The organism is Paenibacillus sp. YYML68 (genome assembly GCF_027923405.1).
Taxonomy (GTDB): domain Bacteria; phylum Bacillota; class Bacilli; order Paenibacillales; family NBRC-103111; genus Paenibacillus_G.
This window is the reverse complement of the sequence record NZ_BQYI01000001.1, coordinates 1,636,210-1,656,108: the sequence shown is the minus strand read 5'-3', so window position 1 is coordinate 1,656,108 and position 19,899 is coordinate 1,636,210. Positions and strand designations below refer to the sequence as shown.

Here is a 19,899-nt window from a genome sequence, read left to right as displayed (position 1 = left end):
TATAAGTTCGCCTTCTAGATCAAGCTTATCCAATACTACCTTCCATCTCGAACTTGATAAGACGGTTCATCTCAACCGCGTACTCCATCGGCAGCTCCTTCGTGAACGGCTCGATGAAGCCCATGACGATCATCTGTGTTGCCTCAGCCTCGGTCAAGCCGCGGCTCATGAGGTAGAACAGCTGATCCTCGGATACCTTGGATACGGTCGCCTCGTGCTCGAGGGTAATGTTATCGTTCAGAATCTCGTTGTATGGAATCGTGTCCGACGTGGACTGGTTATCCATGATCAGCGTATCGCACTTGATGTTCGCCTTGGAGCCTTGGGAGTTACGTCCGAAGGAAGCGAGACCGCGGTACGTAACTTTACCGCCGTGCTTACTGATCGACTTCGATACGATCGTGGACGTCGTGTCCGGTGCAAGGTGAATCATCTTCGCGCCTGCATCCTGGTGCTGGCCCTTGCCTGCAACGGCAATGGACAATACCATACCCTTCGCGCCGCGGCCCTTCAGCACGACAGCTGGGTACTTCATCGTCAGCTTCGAGCCGATGTTGCCGTCCACCCACTCCATCGTTGCGTTCTCTTCGGCTACCGCACGCTTCGTAACAAGGTTGTAGATATTCGGTGCCCAGTTCTGGATCGTCGTATAGCGCACACGAGCGTCCTTCAGGCACAGAATCTCAACGACGGCGCTGTGCAGCGAGTTCGTGCTGTAGACAGGAGCTGTACAGCCCTCAACGTAATGCACGAAGCTGCCTTCATCGGCGATGATCAGCGTACGCTCGAATTGACCCATGTTCTCGGAGTTAATACGGAAGTACGCCTGCAGCGGAATTTCCACCTTCACGCCCTTAGGCACGTAGATGAAGCTCCCTCCCGACCATACTGCGCTGTTCAGCGCTGCGAACTTGTTGTCCGCAGGAGGTACAACCGTCCCGAAATATTTCCTGAAGATCTCCGGATGCTCACGAAGCGCTGTATCGGTATCCATGAACAGGACGCCCTGATCCTCAAGCTCCTTCTGCATGCTGTGGTAGACGACCTCGGACTCGTACTGAGCCGATACGCCAGCGAGGAACTTCTGCTCCGCCTCTGGAATACCGAGCTTGTCGAACGTTTCCTTAATCTCAGTCGGAACCTCTTCCCATGTCTTACCTTGCTTCTCAGAAGGCTTCACGTAGTACTGGATATCGTTGAAATCCAGATCGTCCATGTTGCCGCCCCAGTTCGGCATCGCCATCTTCTGGAACTGCTCCAGCGACTTCAGACGGAACTCCAGCATCCATTCCGGCTCGCCCTTCATGCGGGAAATCTCGATCACGATCTCACGAGTCAGACCTTTACCGCTCTGGAAGACCGATTTATGCTCATCACGAAAGCCGTATTTGTACTCTCCCATTTCGGGCATTTTCTTAGCCATTGCTTCCGACCTCCTTTATTTTACTTGATCTACGCCCTTGCGGAGCGCGTTCCATGCCAATGTCGCACACTTGATGCGGGCAGGAAATTTATTCACACCGGACAATGCTTCCAATTCCTCGTACTCGAATTCGACCGACTCGCCCTTCATCAAGCTCGAGAACTGCTCCGCCATCTGAAGCGCCTCGTCCAGCGACTTTCCCTTGACCGCCTCCGTCATCATGGAAGCGGAGGAAAGGCTGATCGAGCAGCCTTCCCCGGTGAACTTCGCCGCCTTGATCTTCCCATCCTCAACCTGCATCTGCAGCTGAATCTTATCGCCGCACGTCGGGTTGTTCAGGTCGATGCTAACCGATTCGCCTTCGAACGAGCCGCGGTTCCGCGGATTTTTATAATGATCCATAATGACTCTGCGGTACAAATCATCCAATTGCATGGCCGAAGTACTCCTTTGTTTTATTCAGAGCAGCAATTAACCGGTCCACGTCATCTTCATTATTGTATAAATAGAAGCTTGCCCTCGCCGTTGCGGTCACATTCAACCAGCGCATGAGCGGCTGGCAGCAGTGATGTCCGGCACGTACTGCGACACCGTCCGCATCGAGCACAGTCGCTACGTCGTGCGGATGTACATCGTCGAGGTTGAAGGTGATCAGTCCGACACGATTTGTCTGTGGACCGTATACGGTCAGTCCGTCAATCGTGAGCATACGCTCCATCGCGTAGGCGGTGAGCTTGCGCTCATGCGCCTCGATCTGATCAAGACCAATGCTCTCTAGGAAGTCGATCGCTGCGCCGAGTCCGACAGCGCCAGCAATGATCGGCGTTCCTCCCTCGAACTTCCATGGAAGGTCCTTCCACGTCGAGTCATACAGGCCGACATGATCGATCATCTCGCCGCCGAATTCGATCGGGTCCATCTGCTGGAGCAGCTCCTTCTTGCCGTACAGTGCACCGATGCCTGTAGGAGCGCACATCTTATGACCAGACAGCGCGTAGAAGTCGCAATCAAGGTCCTGCACGTCGACCTTCTTGTGCGGTGTGCTCTGCGCACCGTCCACAAGAATCTTAGCACCGTGACGATGAGCAATTGCTGCAATTTCCTTCACCGGATTGACTGTGCCAAGTACGTTCGACGCATACACGATCGAGACGAACTTCGTCTTCTCCGTAATCGTACGCTCCACGTCCTCCAGCTTGATCGTGCCGTCCGGCTGCAGCGGAATATACTTCAGCACAGCGCCGGTCGCCTTCGCGACCTGCTGCCATGGAATGAGATTACTATGATGCTCCATCGGTGTCAGGACGATCTCATCGCCTGGGCCGCATACCGAGCGCGCATAGCTGCCTGCTGCCAGATTGATCGCCGTCGTTGTGCCACGGGTGAAAATAATCTCCTCCGTCGACCGGGCGTTAAGGAAGCGGCGCACCTTCTCGCGAGCGCCCTCGTACGCATCGGTCGCACGCGAGCCGAGCGTATGAACGCCCCGATGCACGTTCGCATTGTCACGCTCGTAATACGTCTTGATCGCCTCAATCACCGAGACCGGCTTCTGACTTGTCGCGGCCGAATCGAGATAGACGAGCGGGTGACCGTTGATCTCCTGATTCAGAATCGGGAACTGACTGCGGATTTCAGCTGTGTTCATTGACCCAGCTTCCTTTCGACGAGCGATTGCAGCTGCGAGCGAATTTGCTCCAGCGGAATTTCGTTCACGACTGGATCGAGGAAGCCGTAGATGATGAGACGCTCAGCCTGTGTACGGCTGATACCGCGCGACATCAAGTAGTACACCTGCTCCGGATTCACCTGACCGACCGAAGCGGCGTGACCAGCCGTAACATCGTCCTCGTCGATGAGCAGGATCGGGTTCGCGTCGCCGCGTGCCTTCGGACTCAACATGAGCACCTTCTCGGTCTGCTCGCCGTTCGCCTTCGTCGCACCATGCTCGATCTTCGTTACGCCGTTGATGATCGCTGTCGCTTCGTCACGCATTACAGCGCGAGTAATCATCTGGCTGTCCGAGCTTTTGCCGAAGTGTACGGCGCGTGTCGTGACATTCAGCTTCTGATCGTTCGTACCGACGCAGATCAGCTTCGCATCCGACGTCGAGCCGTTACCCTTCAGAATCGAGGTCGTATCGGATACCGCATTGCCGTAGTGCATCTCGCCAACGATCCACTCGATCGAAGCGTCGTTGTCAAGGCTCGCACGGCGGTACGTCAAGTCCGCTACCGTCTCATTCAGGTTGTGTACCGATGCGAACGTAACCTTAGCGCCCGGCTTCGCGATGACTTCGACGACTCCGTTCTGCACGAGACCGCCAAGCTGGCCCTCGGAGATGAAGTTATCCACATAAGTCACGGACGAATGCTGCTCCGCAACGATCAGTACGTGCGGAGAGAACGATGCCTCGGCGTCGTCTGTCAGGAACAGCGCCTGCAGCGGCACGTCAACAACGACGTTCTTCGGTACATACAGGAACACACCGCCGCTCCACAGCGCCGCATGCAGCGCCGTCAGCTTGTGCTCATCCTTCTTCACAACGCTCATGAAGGAAGACTTCACGAGCTCCTCGTGTGTGCTGAGCGCTTCCTCCAGGCTCGTGAATACGACGCCCTGCTGCTTCAGCTCCTCAGACAAGCTGCTGTACACGACGCCGGAATTGCGCTGCACGAGCAGGTTCGTCTGTACGCCTTCGCCGCCGTTCGCCAGCAGGCTGCGCGCAGCCTCAGGCAATGCGTCAAGCGTAGTCAGCGCCTCAGCTTGCTTATACGTACCGAAGGAAGTCAGATTCCAACGGTCAATTCTTGTTTTCTCCAATGCGGGCCAATCGAGCGAGCCAGCCAGCTCAAGCGCCTGTTCACGAATAGTGGTCATCCATTCCGGCTCTTTGCGTGCCTTGGACTGCTCCACCAAGCTAGCGCGGTCGATGGGAAGAGTTTGTGTACTCATTTCGTTTATTCCTCCTGTCCTTCGAGTCGCTTCTTAGTATTTAGGAGCTGTCGTATTCATTGGGATTTTGAACTCTTCTTCCGAGCCGCCTACCGTCTCATCGACAATGCCGAGCTCTTCCTTCACCCAGTCATAGCCCTCGTTCTCAAGACGCTCAGCAAGCTCAGGTCCGCCGGATTTCACGATACGACCCTGCATCATGACGTGTACGAAGTCTGGCTTAATATAGTTCAGCAAGCGCTGGTAGTGAGTAATGATGAGGAAGCCGCGCTCCTCGGAACGCATCGCGTTCACGCCATTCGCTACGATGCGGAGTGCGTCGATGTCAAGACCGGAGTCGATCTCGTCAAGGATGACGACACGCGGGTCGAGCATCAGCATTTGCAAAATTTCGTTACGCTTCTTCTCACCGCCGGAGAAGCCCTCGTTCAAGTAACGGTGCATGAACTCCGGATTCATCTCAAGCTCCTTCATCTTGCCTTCCATCTGGCGGATGAACTTGATCAGCGAGATTTCGTTGCCTTCCTCACGGCGGGCATTGATCGCACTGCGCAGGAAGTCGGCATTCGTTACGCCTGTAATTTCGCTCGGGTACTGCATCGCAAGGAACAGTCCAGCGCGTGCGCGCTCATCCGTCGCCATCTCAAGCACGTCCTCGCCGTCCAGCACGACCGAGCCCTCCGTCACTTCATACTTCGGATGACCCATGAGCGTCGAAGCGAGGGTACTCTTACCTGTACCGTTCGGACCCATGATCGCATGAACCTCGCCGCCCTTAATTTCGAGGCTAAGTCCCTTGAGAATTTCTTTACCTTCAATCGTCGCCTTCAATCCCTCTATTTTGAAATGAGGTGAGTTTGCCATGTTCGTTTGCCTCCGCACTATAGATTTATTATTTGTTTAGAATCATTCTAAACTGATTCTCACTGATTCTCAATCATAATATACTATTATATCTTACCATTTGGAATGATTAAATACCTGCGCGCTCGCTTTTTATCGCATATTCTTGAAATTTATCCGTTTAACGCGACTTTCACTGCCGCAAGCTCCTCTTGAAAGCGCTCTTCCGACATCACCGCACGCCGCGGCGCCTCGGTCAGCTCGTCCGGCAGACGAATCCACGACTTGCAACCGTTGTACTCCGGCAGTATCGGAACCTTCACAGGCTCGTCCAGCTCATATATCCTGAGCAGCATCAGATGCAGCGGCTTCGTCCGCTTCCACTTCAGTCGCTCCTCCGCGAAGTGGTCCGTCCAGATGTGACAGCCACCGAGCTTGTCCAGCTCCTCCTGTGTATGAATCAAGATGTCCTCAACCAGCTCCGCGTACACGCTAAGCTCGATCTCGTCCTGCTGCGGATTCCAGCCTCGCTCCAGCTCCTCGACCCGTGAGCTGTGATGCGACTTGACCAGCTCCTTGCGTTGGTGCTCGTATGTAGGATAGAGGAAGAAGCAATCGCTCTCCACTTGGAAATCCCGTGTCTCCTCACGAATGCCGCCCTTCCGCATAATGAGAATTTGCTCCCCGCGCTTCAGCGCCTCCACCGCGACGGCCCATTCCTTAAGCCCGATCGCCTGACTCATTCGTACCCCTCCCCTTCATATGGTGACTGATGATGTCGACCGTCGAGCCATTCTGATATTATAGATTTTTAGGCAAAACAATGCAATTCCGCCTCAGCATAAAATCAATCGCAAAAATGGATGCTAATACAGCACCATCAATATGATGCTTCTAGGAGGTTGACTAACGATGCGCGAAGGTCTTATTCCAACTGTACTAGGCACAGCCGTAACCGCGTCAGGGGCAGCAATCCGCAACAAGTATCCGCTGGCGGCAGCCGCGGTCGTCGGCTTCGGGCTTGCCCACGTCGTGCTCGGAGCCATCGATTTGGTGGAGCACCGCAGAAGATTTTAATTCATTTTTTGTAGGAAAAAAGGTCGGCTCATGCCGTCCTTTTTTCATTGTACATAGATACGCTTGCGTTCCACTGTCAGTCCTCAGATCCCGTCGTCAAATCGACATCATTCGAGATATTCCAACCGACCGCAAATTGCTTTATACTAGAGGGAATGATCTGCCTGTGACAGCAATTATAAGGAGGATATACGAATGACCGCTTATCATGCATTCACTGAAGCACAAGCTATCGACTACGCGCGAGGCATCCCTGACCTGTTCAGCCCTGGCGCTGAGCTCGTAAGCCGCGAGATCGGAGACGGTAACCTGAATCTCGTGTTCCACATTAGCGAGCCTGCAACGGGCAAGAGCATCATTCTGAAGCAGGCGCTGCCGTATGCCAAGGTCGTCGGCGAGTCGTGGCCGCTCACGCTGGACCGCGCCCGTATCGAGAGCGAGGCGCTGATCATTCAGGAGGAGCTGTGCCCGACGCTGGTGCCGCATGTGTACGCATACGAGGCCGACCTCGCGCTGACGGTGATGGAGGACTTGAGCGATCACGTCATTATGCGCCGCGGACTGATGGAGAAGCAGCAGTATCCGCTGTTCGCTGGACATATCGCCACGTTCCTCGCCCGCACGCTGTTCTTCACGTCCGATCTTGGCATGAACCAGCAGGAGAAGAAGGAGCGCGTGAAGCGTTTCATTAATCCGGAGCTGTGCAAAATTACAGAGGATCTCATCTTCGACGATCCGTATACGGATTCACCAAACAACAACGTGCCGCCCGCGATCCGCGATGCGGTGGAAGCGATCTGGGAGGACCATGCGCTGCATCTGGAGGTAGCCATTCTGCGCGATAAGTTCCTGACGAAGGCTCAAGCGCTGCTGCACGGTGACCTGCACACAGGAAGCATCTTCATCAAGCCGGACTCGACCAAGGTGATCGATCCGGAATTCGCCTACTATGGACCGATGGGCTTCGATATCGGCGCCTTGTTCGCGAACCTGCTGCTGAACTTCACCGCTCAGGAAGGCTGGAGCGAGAACGCCGCAGACAAGCAAGCATACCGCTCGTATTTGACTGGTACGATCCGCGACGTCTGGACGAAGTTCGAGGCCGAGTTCCGCGCGCTGTGGAACGAGCATGGCGTTGACCGGATGGCGAAGACCCCGGGCTATCAGGATTGGTACATGCAGGAGCTGCTGCGTGACACTCTTGGCTATACGGGCTGCAAGATGGTGCGCCGTACATATGGTCTTGCGCAGGTGGCGGACATCAACAAGCTGGAGGACGAGGCGGCACGCGAGCGTGCGCAGCGTATGGCGCTGGCGATCGGTACGGAGCTGATTCGTCGCAATCGTCAGGCGACGTCCATTGACGAGCTGCTTCAGATTGCGGAGAAGGCTGCGAAGTCCGAGTAAGCTTGAATGAATGGCGGGGAGCCTCGTTCAGGGAGACAGCAATCGGTTGCCGATTGTCATCCTTCAGGAGGCGGCCCCCTTGCAGATGAACATACGAGGAGCGATATCATTATGAATACAGAGCAAGTAGAAAAAGCAGACTGGCTGCAATCGGTACGCTGGAACTCACAAGCGGAGCAGCTCGACCTGCTCGACCAGCGGCTGCTGCCGGAGGAGATCGTCTACCTGCCGCTGACGACGAGCGAGCAAGTATGGGACGCGATCAAGCAGCTCGCGGTCCGGGGCGCGCCGGCGATCGGCATCGCCGCGGCGTATGGGGTGTATCTGGGCGTGCGTGACGCAGAGGGCACGCCGCAGGAGCTGCTGGCGGAGGTGAACCGCCAGTGCGATTATCTCGCGACGAGCCGTCCGACGGCCGTCAATCTGTTCTGGGCGCTCGACCGGATGCGGGCGCGCGCAGAGGCTCTGCTTGGCCCGGACGGCGAGGGTGCCGAGCCGGGAGTGGCCAAGCAGGCGCTGCTGGACGAGGCCGTGGCGATCCAGGCCGAGGATGAACAGACGTGCCGCCTGATCGGCGAGCACGCGCTGACGCTGTTCGAGGACGGCATGGGCGTCCTCACGCATTGCAACGCCGGCGGCCTCGCTACGGCACGCTACGGCACGGCGCTCGCGCCGATGTACGTCGCCCAGGAGAAGGGCATCTCGCTCAAGGTGTTCGCCGATGAGACGCGGCCGGTGCTTCAAGGCGCACGACTGACCGCCTTCGAGCTGCAGCAGGCTGGCGTTGATGTGACGCTCATCTGCGATAATATGGCGGGCGCCGTCATGGCGAAGGGCTGGGTGCAGGCCGTCATCGTCGGCACCGACCGAGTCGCCGCGAACGGCGACGTCGCTAACAAGATCGGCACATACAGCGTTGCGGTACTCGCCAAGGCACACGGCATCCCGTTCTATGTTGCGTGCCCGATGTCCACGATCGATCTGAGCACACCGACAGGTGCAGACATTCCGATCGAGGAGCGTCACGAGGATGAGATTACGCAAGGCTTCGGCAAGCGCACCGCACCTGCCGGCGTGAAGGTGTACAATCCAGCATTCGACGTAACGCCGAATGAATATGTAACAGCGATCATCACGGAGAAGGGCATCGTCCGCGCTCCGTATACAGACAGCTTGAAGCAGCTGTTTGAATAATTTTTCACCGTACGCACCGTAGGACAAAAAAAACCTTGACAAAGCTCCAGCCTGACCGCCCAGGAACGAACATCCGTTCCTACCGCGAGCCGCGCTGCCTTTGACAAGGTTTTTTTATAGTCAAATTAAGACTTCGACATAAATTGTCTTCCGACCAGATGAAGCTGCAGCTTCTGCAAATCTCGATCTGAGATCGCTTGAATCTCCGCGCCGTATCGAATCGTATTCTCCTTAATATGTGCATATCGAACGATCAGTCTCGGATGAATCGCCTCATCGCCGCAGATGATCATGGAGTAGTAAGGGTGGTTCATTCGAACAGAGAAATCGTTCACTTCAAAGCTGAAGCCAAAGCGGCTCACTGCGCAATAACGAACAGGCATCGTCTTGAAATCATCATTCAACGTACCGTAGCTGTTCAGCTCCATCGATTGAACCGGCTTCGTCGGGTCCTCCAGCAGAAGATCCAGCTCGCTCTGCAGCTCCCCCTTCAGCCTGGCCGCGATCCGGAATAACTCCGAATCGCCCGGCACCAGCAGCAGCTTATTCTCCGTCGTTCGCAGCACCCGCATCTGGGCCCGCTCCTGTTGATTGAAGCAAATCACCGATTCACCCGTAGCGAATGTCGACGGCTGCTCCAAGAACAGCTCCATCAATTCATGTCCTTCGAACGAGACATGGCCCACGTACACTTTTCCTTTATGGATGACCTGAAGCTCCTTCATCATCCAACACCTCCTAAACTCGATAAGTCTACTATAAGAGGCATATCTTCAGAAAGTTTCAGTCATTTATTAGGAGACTATTAAGACTATGAAAAAAATGAAAAAAATAGAGAGACGCTCAACGAAGAACTCGTGAGCGCTCGCCCAGCCATTCCAACACATGCGAGACAACCTCATCCCGATTCGTCTCATTCAGCATCTCATGACGTCCACCCGGATACAGCCTGTACGTGACGTCGAGCATGCCGATACCGGTCAGCGTATGGACGAGTTGCATGAAGGAACGTCCGTTCTCCCCAAGTGGATCTTGATCACCAGCGAACATATAGATCGGCTGCTCACGCGGAATGCGCAACAGATGCTCCGTCCGGAAAATGTCCACAAGCGAGCCGAGCATCCCCATAATGAGCGCGTTCGTGGCCGAGGAGCCGCAATATTCGTCCGCGATGAACCGGTCAACTTCTCCTTCATCACGCGTCAACCAATCGAAGGGTGTGCGATTCGGACGAAACGGCTTATTGAATGCACCTGTAACGAGCCGATTGAGCAGCCAGCCATGATGCTGTGCCCCCTGCAGCCTGTACATCAGCTTCGCAAGCCGATAACCTACCGCATGCACGGCGGACGGGCCCTTCGGCGCTGAGAGCATAATACCATCCGCATGACCTGGATACCGGTACATATATTGCAGCGTTAAGAACGTGCCCATGCTGTGCCCCATCACATAGAGCGGCACTCCCTCCTGCTCCTGCCTGGCAATGTCAGATAGCAAGCGCATCGCATCGACCATATGACCGAAGCCCTCCGCACCCACATCGGTCAATCTATCCCGTGAGCCAGCCGTCAGCCCGTGTCCTCGGTGATCATTCGCGTACACCGCATAGCCGTTAGCCGTCAGACATTCGGCGAAGCGGGCGTATCGACCGGCCGTCTCGGCGAGCCCATGTGCAATCTGGACGATGCCACGCACAGGCACCTGCTCCTCCGGTAACCATCTATACGTATGTATCGGAACCTGCTCTGCATCTGTAAACGTAAACCGCCACGTACGCATCAGCCGCGAACCTCGCTTCCCTATATTGGATCTGATTCCATTATAGAACGGGTCCTCGTCAGCCTGCAATGAAGATTACCGGCTGTCTGGCATTCCGAACAGGCTGGGGGAGTTCCCCAGCCCTAATCTACCGTTACACCTTGCCATAGCAAGCTCCGACTTCGTCTTGGCGCTTGTTATTTCAGGGGGATTTGGCCCTCAATTTGGTTGCACCAAATTCGAGGCTTGCCATAACAAGCTCCGACTTCGTCCTAGCGCTTGTTATTCCAGGGGGGATTAGACCCTCAATTTGGTTGCACCAAATTCGAGGCTTGCCATAACAAGCTCCGACTTCGTCTTGGCGCTTGTTATTCCAGGTGTAGCATTCGCGCTACGGCGTCGCTGCCCTTCATTCCTGCCCGAATGCCGAGCTCCTCGGCCTTGTGCGTGACCGATTCGAGCGGCGCCTCGAGCAGCTCCTGAATCGTGCGGACGCCTGTCGCCCGGCCGGCAATAATACCGCGATCCTTCAGCTTCGCATTCAGCAGCCCAACGTCCAGTGCGCCGCACATAATATAACCTTGATCCGTCGTTACGACGAGCAGCGTCGTCTTCGGAAGCTTGACCTCGATTGCCAGAGCGGTGCGGCCTTGAATTTCGATCGGTTCCATGCGCATCATAATGAAGCACCCTCCTTGATTTCTGATGATGCTTCACTATATGTCACGTGCCGTCTGAAGGTGAAGACACTAGGTCAGGCAGTCGATGCCGCTCGAATGCAGACTACATATTGATCGAAAAACATGGTATATTAGGACTACTGCGACAGGGGGGAAATTAATGGGGAACGATCCGAAGCCTAAACGGAAATTTCTGTTTAAGGTGGATATTATGATAGAGGAAGAAACTAACGGTCGAGCATTGGAAGCGCTTTTACACTTACTTAATACAGATAAGGTTGAGGACTACAAGGTACTAGAAGGGATCGAGCTCGGCAAAAAAATTGAGCAGTCTCTGAAGGAAACGCTGCTGCAGCGTCATGCGACTAAGACAGAAGCAGATAAGCCTGCACCCCCGAAGCCACAGCCCGAGAAGAGCACGGCTAAAGCATCAAGCGGCGAACCAACGAAAAAGACGGAGGAGCCCTACTCTATTGAGAAGGACCCGCACCGCCTGATTTGGGATCAATTGGGGAATTTCCAAGCCAATAACATTTTGATTCGCCTCTCCATCTTGAAGGGCAAAGGCGTAAAGGCCAGCATGCCCTGCCGGATTATCAATACAGACCCGCCAAGTGGCAATTTATCCGTATATCATGTCGATGAGAAGAAGGTATACTTGGTCAAAATCAACGAAATCGATGATTTCGAAATTACGTAATCCATCATTCGTAGCCACCCTAGTGAACCGGCTCTCCATCCGAAGGTAACCGGTTCGGGGCTGCGGCCGCTGTCATCGCCCGGGCTTGCATCAGCTTCTCAATCGCGAACGCATCAAGCGGTGGACTGAAGTAATAGCCTTGAATTTCGTTGCAATGATTATGATGCAGAAATTGCAGCTGGTCCTCCGTCTCCACCCCCTCCGCGATCACCTTCAAATTCAAGTGTCCCGTCATCGCAATGATAGAAGCCACGATCGCTGCATCGTTCGGGTCCGTCATAATATCACGTACGAACGACTGATCGATCTTCAGCTTATCAATCGGAAATTTCTTCAAATAATAGAGCGAGCTATATCCTGTACCGAAATCGTCGATACTGATTTTGACACCGAGCTGCTTCAGCTCATGAAGAAGCTCAATCGCATAATCCACATCCATCGTGCTGCTTTCCGTAATTTCTAGCTCCAGCTGGTCCGCAGGCAAGCCGGTCGTCTCGAGCACCTCTTTAATCTTACCAATCAGATTCGGCTGCAAAAATTGTCGCGTTGACAAGTTAACCGACACGGGTAGAGGGTTCATTCCTGAGAGCCTCCACTCCATATTTTGCCGGCATGCCTCCTTCAATACCCATTCTCCCAGCGGAACTATTAACCCGCTCTCCTCGGCGAACGGAATGAATACGCCTGGCGAAATAAAGCCCTTCTCCGGATGCTTCCATCGCACAAGCGCCTCGAAGCCGACGATGCTCTCGGTTACAATGTCCATCTGCGGCTGATAATGCAGCACCAGCTCATCCTTCGCAATTGCGCGCCGAAGCTCCTGCTCCATCGTCAGCTTCTCCAGGGAAGCCGTCTTCATCTGGGAGTTGAAGATCTGATAATTGTTGCGTCCCTTCTCCTTCGCACGAGTGAGGGCCAGGTCTGCCCCCTTCATCAGCTCGGTAATCCCGTTCTCCTCCTCGGATTGAATGGCGATACCGATGCTGACCGTAATATGCAGCTGGAACTGTCCAAGCGTGAACGGCTCCTCCAGCACCTGCAGCAGCGACTGAGCAATCTCGGACAATTGCTCATGGGCATAAGACTCCTCAATGCTGCCGAAGTATAGCGCGAACTCATCGCCTTCCGTACGCGCCATGAAATCATGCTCCGACAAGCATCGGGTAAACCGCTCGGCCACCTGCAGCAGCAGCATATCTCCATAATCGTGACCGAAGCCGTCGTTCACCAGCTTGAACCGGTCTACATCAATGAATAATACGGCAACCTTGCCAACACCGGTCGACTGTCGCTCCATAGCTAGCTCCAGCTGCTGCAGAAACATTCTGCGGTTCGGTAAGCCAGTCATATCATCGTAATAGGCCATATGCCGAATCTGTTCTTCAGTGCGCCGTGCCGCCGTGACGTCTTGACCAATCAATACGACTCCCGTCGTCTTGGTGCCACATTGAATCGGCACGACGGTCGCCTCAACGTCGATCCGATACCCATCCTTATGTATAAGAGCTGTTCGGAATGAATGTCGCTCTCCCTTCATCGCAGCTTCAACGATCCCCAGCGCTTGCACGAGTCCTTCAGGGACGATGAAATCACGCAGACGACTGCCGAGCAGCTCTGCCTCCTTCCGTCCTAGGAGCTGCTCGCCCATGCCATTGAGCCTTACCACTTCGCCTTGCTCGTTCACATAGGCGATCCCGCTCGGGCTGTGGCGATACAGCGCCTCCAGCACCTCATAAGACGGTAGCTCGGAGGGATGCTCTGCTCCGTTGACTTGAACCGCAGCAGTTCGCGGCGAAGACAGCCCGTACGTTTGTCGCCAGACGAAGCAGGCCGCCAGCAGAGCAATTCCGCTCAATACGCAAGGCATCAGTTGCGGCAGCAATAAAGTGAAGATGAAGCTGCTGCCCGCAGCAACCGTTGCGAGACCCGCTGCCGTGCGAAGACGTCGATTCCTGCTTTCAACGTTACACTTATCCGTAATGTGGAGCATGAATGAGTTGTCCTCCTTAACCAGCGCACGTCTTCATTCCCAACATGTGATCATGATTACATTAGCTAGTACGCATTTCTTTGATGCGCTCCTAACATTTTCTACGGAAAACGAGCTTATTCCTGCTATACAGACAAAAAATCACAAAATCTATAAAAAAAATCGGCACGTATGCCGATAATAATGAGTCGTGCTCCTATTCAGTACGATACTCAGCGATTCTGTGTCACACCATGGCGCCAAGCGGCAACAGCCAGCAGCAGCCATGCCGTCAAAAAGCACAGTCCGCCAATCGGCGTAATCGCGCCAAGCACCTTCATGCCGGTGATGCTGAGCGTATACAAGCTGCCAGAAAAAATGATGATCCCACCTAGCATGAACCATCCGGAAAGACGCAGCAGCCGACTATCCTTGATATATGCGGAGGCAAGACCAACCGCAAGCAGCCCTAGTGCATGCATCATCTGGTATTGCACGCCGGTCTGATAGTTCGCCAGCATGTCCGCTCCGAGCTTGGCCTTCAGCGCATGAGCACCGAAGGCTCCAATGGCAACCGACAAAAAAGCGCAGATCGCACCCAGTCCAACAAACGTTCTGTTCACGCTCTTATTACCTCCGTTGACAAGCCAGCTCTACAGAAGGCCAATATCGTGCTGACCGACAATAAGCTTAACCGGCTCCAGATAAGCACGCATAACGGCTGGCTCGTCCATTAAATTAATTTCGACATCTACCACTTTAAAATGCTGCATCTTACCTTCCCGCTTGTCGTACACCACCTCGAACTCCTTCAGTCCAAGCTGATACGTAACGACCGAATGTCCGATGGACAAGCTTGGCAGATCGTAGCTCCCGTGCTCGAACAGTGCCTCTGTGATGATTTCATCGTTCATATCAACAATTGTAACCTTTTGGCAAATTAAATAATTCATAAACTGTCCTCCTTTTGACTTCCTCTACAAACAATGATACGACGCCCTGCATCTATTCTCCTGCTTGACTTCCATTGAATTCGACAAAACCTGCAAATTCACTCTATATTCCTAGAACCACAGCTCGATCACGATACTCTACTGTGGCTTCTCTACCGGCAGCCACACATACAGCAATGCAATTGCAAGCAGCAGCGAGGCGCTGATAGCGACCGTGACGCCCTCTCCGTACATGCTGGCGATCCATCCTCCCGCTACAGGTCCAACCATGACGCCGATTCCTTCGATGCTCGACAGCACGCCCCACCCGGTCCCCTTCTGATCCTCCGGTACATAGTAGGACATCAGCGCGTTCCATGCAGGCAGGACGGCCGCATAGGAGGCTCCGAGCACGACAGCCAGCGTGATGATCCAATACAGCTTCGAGGAAGCCAGCAATAGACAGGCCATCGAGACAGCCAGCAGCGCGAAGCCGACCACGAGAAACCACTTGCGCCCGAACCGATCGGACAGCCGTCCCATCGGGATGAGGAACAGTGTCGTCGCCGCACCACCAGCGATCAGCATGAAGGAATAATTCGTATAGCTCAGCTGTAAATATTGATGTGCGAACGTCGGGAGGATCGGCACGAGCAAGCCCGCTGCCGCCGTCTGTACGACCATCCCCGGTAGCAGCGGCTTCATCGTCTTCAGCTTCAGGCGCAGCTGGACAAGCTGCTCGCGTACAGGTATGCTCGGAATCGGCCGCACCGGCCTGTTCCAACCGAGCGCGATGAGCCAACCGACCGCGAATATGGCGGCTAGCAGCCAGAACGTCATCCGATATCCGCTGTCCAGCACAAAATTGACCGCCACCGGTCCAATACCTAGCGCAGCTAGCCAGACGGTATAAATAATGCCCATATGCGAGCCTCGGCTATCCTCCTCAATCGAGCTCAAGCAGATGAGCCAGATCGGCGAAGCGCCAAGACCCATCAGCGCAGCGCCTGTAATGAGCGCCCACGGCTGTCCGATGAAGAAGGATAGCCATAAACCGGCGAAGACGAGCAACAGCGACGCGTGCAAGATGAAGCGCGGTGCAAGCCGGTCGAGCAAATATCCGGCAACCGTCTTGATCGCCGTATCGGCAATATAATGAATGGACACTGCCAGCCCTACGGCTGCTACCGAGATGCCGAGCACGTTGCTCGCATAGGCGGGTAGGAACGAGATAATAAAAGCGCTGCGCACAATTTCGGTAAAAAACAAAATGCTGCATAGCTGTATAAACGAGCCCTTAAGCGACAGTGCTTTGATCGTAGACATAGCTCCTCCAATCGTTGCTCTCACAGGTCAATCCGGCTATTCAGGCTCAAGCACTGGAGCCTTCTTGAGCTTGGTTCCCTTCCGTCAGCTTGCGTGTCACATCGCGTACGATCCGGTCTGCCGCATACTCGTTCTGCAGTGACCTGGCGCGCTCTCTCATCGTATGCTGCAGCGATTGATCGTGCAGAATGCTGCGCGCCTGCTCCAGCAGCTCCTCCAGCTCGCAGGAGATGAAGGCAGCCCCTTGCTCAGCCAAGTACGCAGCATTCTCCTTCTCCTGACCAGGAAACGGCTTGAAGATAAGGATCGGCACATTGACATGAATCGCTTCCGACAGCGTAATGCCGCCCGCCTTCGTCACGACGCACGAGGACCGACTCATCAGCTCGTGAATATTATCGACGAAGCCGTACACGCTCACTCGCTGCTCCGAGGCAAAGCAGTCGTTCAGCTCCTCCAGCAGCTTCGCGTTACGCCCACAGACGACATTCAGCCTCACGCTCGGGATCGTCAAGAGCTGCTCGGTCATCTTCTTCATATCCCGCAGCACACCGTAGCCTCCGGCCATCAGCAGAATGGACGGCTCCTCGGCGGCTGATGCCTCGACCCGCTTCGTCCGATAGAAAGGCTCACGAATCGGAATGCCGCTTACCGTAATGAGCTCCTGATCGATTCCACGCTCCACCATCGTGTCGCGCAGATGATTCGTCGCCACATAGAATTGCTCTGGAATCGAATAGAGCCACCGGTTATGCACGACGAAGTCGGTTAATATCGTATACGTCGGAATCGATATACAGCGCCGCTCGAGCTGCTCGGATATGCCGCCGAACGGGAACGTGCTGATGAGCACGTCCGGCTCCTCCTGCATAATGACCTTGATCAGCTTATGAATGCCGAGCACATTCAAGCATCTCGCCAGCACGCTGCCGGGCTTCATATCCCGGGTCAAGTAATAGCTCCACCCGTAGTAATCAAGACCGTATGCGGACAGCGCCCCGCTGTTCATATATAGAAACTTTGACACCGTATTCATCAGAGGATGCGCTTCCTCGAATAGATCGATCAGTCTTACGCTGCGGAATCCGGCCTGCTCGAACTTCTGCTTCAGCACCTTGGACACCTGCATATGACCATCGCCGTAGCTGGCCGTAAGAATAAGAATGTTACGGAGCTTATGCATGGAGTGACACACCTTTCTGTGAGCTAAGCAATGTAGCGGTTCATGAGCTCTTTTCGCGATATGGCAATAATTTTCGGAACGAGCAGCTCCGACTTCTCCTTGAGACGATCCTTGCCTCTGGGGTGTATGATGGATAGCAATAATCGAAGATAGAGACGAGTCACGTGTGAAAAAACACCCTTCGGCAGGTCCAGCACCGTGAAGCCGAGCTGCTTCGTACCTCGGTGAATGAGGCTGATGCCATACAGCCCCTTCACATCCTTATAGGCCGGATCACTGGCGATCAGCTGCATGATGCGCGGCATCAGACTCTCGGTCCGCCTCACCAGCTGAATCGCCAAGTGCACAGAGCTGCTCGAGCTCTTGCCCAGCTCATACAGCAGATAATTATCTAGATGAAGCTCCGCAATCTGATCGCCCTGCTTGATCTCCTCGCCGTCCGCGAGCTGGAGCGGGCTGCGTCCGCGATATTCGCGTACACGCAGCTGCAGCAGCGTATTCTCGTGATCGATCGGCTTCACGCGAAGCAGTCTGATCAGGGCACGCTCCCACATGAGCCAAGCGGTCACGACGATTCTTCTGGCCGCTCCGGCCGCAGAGGGCTTCGTCTTCAGCTCATCGACCCGGACGAACTGGTAATCCCTGCTCGCCAGCTCCGCGATCACGTCCTTCAGCGCTTCGAGCATGTATAGAGGAGCGTCCTGATCCGCACCAATCGTATCCCCGCTGTCGTGCAGCAGCACGATCGAGCCGTCCTGGATGCGCTTCAGCAAGATCGACTTCATTGTTGTCTTCCCGACATGACTGCGCCAGTCCTGCACCATCACAGACCACAGTACGATTGTAAACCACTGGGTCAGCCTGTAATCGAATAGGTTGAGGACACCCCACGGCGGCCGGTAATGAACAGGTCTTACTCCTGTAATGGACTCTACGATGTCCGCGGAACGCTTCACTTCACGCCGCTCCACCGTCCAAGGGGCCATCAGCCAATTGGACAGATGCCGGTAATTATGAACGCCGATGAGATGCCCTTCTCGGTGCATACGCTCGATAAGCTCGGGATGCTTCTCCGCCTTGGAGCCAAGGACGAAAAAGGTCGCTCTCACGCCCCGCTCCTTCAGCATATCCAGCAGCAGCGGCGTGTAGACGGGATCAGGTCCGTCGTCGAAGGTGAAGGCCACCTCTTGATGGCCTGCTTGGCCTCGGCGGAATACGCCGAGACTGAATATGCGAGACAGCACCCACGGAATGACCATGTATATGACAATGAACAGCATCATCGTAACGAACAGCTTTTTGTCCATGATGTTTGCCCTCCTGAGACAGCCGCACGTTGGCAGCGACTCGATTGCGTCCTCTTTCATGGTACATACAATTTCCAACATTTTCAACGATAAATCGATAATTAACGTATGAATGGGTCAATGATTCACAAATCCGCACAAGGCGCCGCACGAGCAGCATCGCAGTCTATTTTATTGTTTATTACCGGAGGAAGTGATATATGTCCCGTTTCTTTAGACGTCTTAAATATAAGAAGTCACTTCATCCATTTGCTCCTCGCGGCAGTCGTATAGTGTGACCTGCACATTTTACAAAACATCAACAACCGATATATAGACACTTCTGGTTCTATATGGTAACATATCCATATTGTACGTTCTCGAAGCGAAGCACGCTTTTTTTGACCGGTTAACGGTTGAATGGCGTGCTTTTCTTGATGGGCGTAATGTGCGCTGTAGAGAACGATATCATCTTAGCGTCTGGGAATCATGATGTGGCTAGAGATTATGGAGAGGAGTATGGGAAGATGATCATGAACCAAAGGAACACGTACCGCTGGAGAACATTGCTGCTGGCGCTGACGCTCACTGCGGCAACGGCGGGCTGCTCGAGCGTATCGACGCAAGCGCCTGCTTATACCGACCTTGCGCCGGGCACCTACAAGGTAACCTCAGCAGAGTATGAGCCGGCAGACGATGACTACGAGCTCATGCTGGATCGGCTCGGGGAGTATGACATCCCGTTCGAGGCGCTGTACATCGTGATGGACCCGGAGAGGAAGGAGCTGCTGCTTGAGGTGAGCAAGGACAGACGGCAGACACTGTACTTGCCTGGTCCTCGGCATCTACAGCGCGAGGCTCTCCCGACAGCGGCCAAGCAGGAGCAGAGCTCTGTGAAGAGTCAGGTCAAGGCGCCGGAGAAGCAGGTTGAGAAGCCTGTGGAGAAGGCGTCTAACGTTACGACAGGAACGAAGCCGGCAGAGAAGACACCAGAGAAGGCAACGTCAGGCAATGTGCCTAAGAGCGATACGAGCAGTGCATCGAAGAGCGACACGAGCAGCCAGACGAAGAATCAGCAGGGTCAACCGTCTGGCACGCAGCCGAAAGGCACGCCGAGCAATACGTCCAGCAGTGGCTCGACTAGCCCGTAGGGGGTCGCTGGAATT

General features: G+C 54.6%; 20 protein-coding genes. 5 read left to right on the top strand and 15 right to left on the bottom strand.

Going from position 1 to position 19,899, the window contains the following annotated elements:
• Nucleotides 1–25: 25 nt before the first annotated feature.
• From sufB to PAE68_RS07310, 6 genes are all read right to left on the bottom strand, one after another.
• Nucleotides 26–1,423 carry a Fe-S cluster assembly protein SufB gene (sufB, locus tag PAE68_RS07335; protein WP_281885562.1) on the bottom strand — a complete coding sequence of 466 codons (1,398 nt, stop codon included), beginning with the start codon at nucleotides 1,421–1,423 and terminating at the stop codon, nucleotides 26–28.
• A 15-nt stretch (nucleotides 1,424–1,438) separates the two neighbouring features.
• A complete protein-coding gene (gene sufU, locus PAE68_RS07330; protein ID WP_281885560.1) occupies nucleotides 1,439–1,858 on the bottom strand; it encodes a Fe-S cluster assembly sulfur transfer protein SufU in 420 nt (139 codons plus the stop codon).
• Entirely contained in the window at nucleotides 1,845–3,071 is a 1,227-nt protein-coding gene (locus PAE68_RS07325; RefSeq protein ID WP_281885558.1) for a cysteine desulfurase, read from the bottom strand. Before PAE68_RS07325 ends, sufU begins: the two co-directional genes overlap by 14 nt.
• Nucleotides 3,068–4,378, bottom strand: coding sequence for a Fe-S cluster assembly protein SufD (gene sufD / locus PAE68_RS07320; protein ID WP_281885556.1), 1,311 nt, complete (start codon nucleotides 4,376–4,378; stop codon nucleotides 3,068–3,070). The genes PAE68_RS07325 and sufD overlap by 4 nt, the downstream gene beginning before the upstream one ends.
• Before the next feature lie 33 nt (nucleotides 4,379–4,411).
• Entirely contained in the window at nucleotides 4,412–5,242 is an 831-nt protein-coding gene (gene sufC / locus PAE68_RS07315; RefSeq protein WP_281885554.1) for a Fe-S cluster assembly ATPase SufC, read from the bottom strand.
• 152 nt (nucleotides 5,243–5,394) lie between these two features.
• Nucleotides 5,395–5,964, bottom strand: coding sequence for a DUF1802 family protein (locus PAE68_RS07310; protein WP_281885552.1), 570 nt, complete (start codon nucleotides 5,962–5,964; stop codon nucleotides 5,395–5,397).
• A gap of 169 nt (nucleotides 5,965–6,133) precedes the next feature.
• Between PAE68_RS07310 and PAE68_RS07305 the strand changes: the two genes are divergently transcribed.
• The 3 genes from PAE68_RS07305 (at nucleotide 6,134) to mtnA (ending at nucleotide 8,899) form a co-directional block, all read left to right on the top strand.
• A complete protein-coding gene (locus PAE68_RS07305; protein ID WP_281885550.1) occupies nucleotides 6,134–6,298 on the top strand; it encodes an asparagine synthase in 165 nt (54 codons plus the stop codon).
• A 195-nt stretch (nucleotides 6,299–6,493) separates the two neighbouring features.
• Nucleotides 6,494–7,705 (top strand): S-methyl-5-thioribose kinase, encoded by a 1,212-nt coding sequence (gene mtnK, locus PAE68_RS07300; RefSeq protein ID WP_281885548.1) that lies wholly within the window; start codon nucleotides 6,494–6,496, stop codon nucleotides 7,703–7,705.
• A gap of 111 nt (nucleotides 7,706–7,816) precedes the next feature.
• Nucleotides 7,817–8,899, top strand: coding sequence for an S-methyl-5-thioribose-1-phosphate isomerase (gene mtnA, locus PAE68_RS07295; RefSeq protein WP_281885546.1), 1,083 nt, complete (start codon nucleotides 7,817–7,819; stop codon nucleotides 8,897–8,899).
• Between the two features lie 125 nt (nucleotides 8,900–9,024).
• On the opposite strand, the gene PAE68_RS07290 is transcribed toward mtnA, so the two are convergent.
• The 3 genes from PAE68_RS07290 to PAE68_RS07280 all read right to left on the bottom strand — a co-directional run bounded on the left by PAE68_RS07290 (nucleotide 9,025) and on the right by PAE68_RS07280 (nucleotide 11,337).
• The gene (locus PAE68_RS07290; protein WP_281885544.1) at nucleotides 9,025–9,627 is read right to left on the bottom strand and encodes a hypothetical protein; all 603 of its coding nucleotides are present in this window, start codon (nucleotides 9,625–9,627) and stop codon (nucleotides 9,025–9,027) included.
• Nucleotides 9,628–9,742: 115 nt separating this feature from the next.
• Nucleotides 9,743–10,678 (bottom strand): alpha/beta hydrolase, encoded by a 936-nt coding sequence (locus tag PAE68_RS07285; protein WP_281885542.1) that lies wholly within the window; start codon nucleotides 10,676–10,678, stop codon nucleotides 9,743–9,745.
• 347 nt (nucleotides 10,679–11,025) lie between these two features.
• Nucleotides 11,026–11,337 carry a YunC family protein gene (locus tag PAE68_RS07280; RefSeq protein WP_281885540.1) on the bottom strand — a complete coding sequence of 104 codons (312 nt, stop codon included), beginning with the start codon at nucleotides 11,335–11,337 and terminating at the stop codon, nucleotides 11,026–11,028.
• Nucleotides 11,338–11,497: 160 nt separating this feature from the next.
• Here PAE68_RS07280 and PAE68_RS07275 point away from each other — a divergent pair, with 160 nt between their 5' ends.
• Nucleotides 11,498–12,037, top strand: coding sequence for a hypothetical protein (locus PAE68_RS07275; RefSeq protein ID WP_281885538.1), 540 nt, complete (start codon nucleotides 11,498–11,500; stop codon nucleotides 12,035–12,037).
• Between the two features lie 19 nt (nucleotides 12,038–12,056).
• Here PAE68_RS07275 and PAE68_RS07270 read toward each other — a convergent pair whose 3' ends face one another.
• The 6 genes from PAE68_RS07270 to PAE68_RS07245 form a co-directional block, all read right to left on the bottom strand.
• Nucleotides 12,057–14,027 (bottom strand): putative bifunctional diguanylate cyclase/phosphodiesterase, encoded by a 1,971-nt coding sequence (locus tag PAE68_RS07270; protein WP_281885536.1) that lies wholly within the window; start codon nucleotides 14,025–14,027, stop codon nucleotides 12,057–12,059.
• Nucleotides 14,028–14,239: 212 nt separating this feature from the next.
• On the bottom strand, nucleotides 14,240–14,629 hold the full coding sequence (locus PAE68_RS07265) for a DUF423 domain-containing protein (protein ID WP_281885534.1): 390 nt from the start codon (nucleotides 14,627–14,629) through the stop codon (nucleotides 14,240–14,242).
• Between the two features lie 30 nt (nucleotides 14,630–14,659).
• Nucleotides 14,660–14,959: a hypothetical protein gene (locus tag PAE68_RS07260; RefSeq protein ID WP_281885531.1), complete on the bottom strand. Its 300-nt coding sequence runs from the start codon at nucleotides 14,957–14,959 to the stop codon at nucleotides 14,660–14,662.
• A 138-nt stretch (nucleotides 14,960–15,097) separates the two neighbouring features.
• Nucleotides 15,098–16,264 carry an MFS transporter gene (locus PAE68_RS07255; RefSeq protein ID WP_281885529.1) on the bottom strand — a complete coding sequence of 389 codons (1,167 nt, stop codon included), beginning with the start codon at nucleotides 16,262–16,264 and terminating at the stop codon, nucleotides 15,098–15,100.
• A 46-nt stretch (nucleotides 16,265–16,310) separates the two neighbouring features.
• Entirely contained in the window at nucleotides 16,311–17,447 is a 1,137-nt protein-coding gene (locus tag PAE68_RS07250; RefSeq protein WP_281885527.1) for an MGDG synthase family glycosyltransferase, read from the bottom strand.
• Between the two features lie 23 nt (nucleotides 17,448–17,470).
• Nucleotides 17,471–18,754: a polysaccharide deacetylase family protein gene (locus tag PAE68_RS07245; protein ID WP_281885525.1), complete on the bottom strand. Its 1,284-nt coding sequence runs from the start codon at nucleotides 18,752–18,754 to the stop codon at nucleotides 17,471–17,473.
• 506 nt (nucleotides 18,755–19,260) lie between these two features.
• Here PAE68_RS07245 and PAE68_RS07240 point away from each other — a divergent pair.
• A complete protein-coding gene (locus tag PAE68_RS07240) occupies nucleotides 19,261–19,884 on the top strand; it encodes a hypothetical protein (protein WP_281885523.1) in 624 nt (207 codons plus the stop codon).
• Nucleotides 19,885–19,899: the final 15 nt, after the last annotated feature.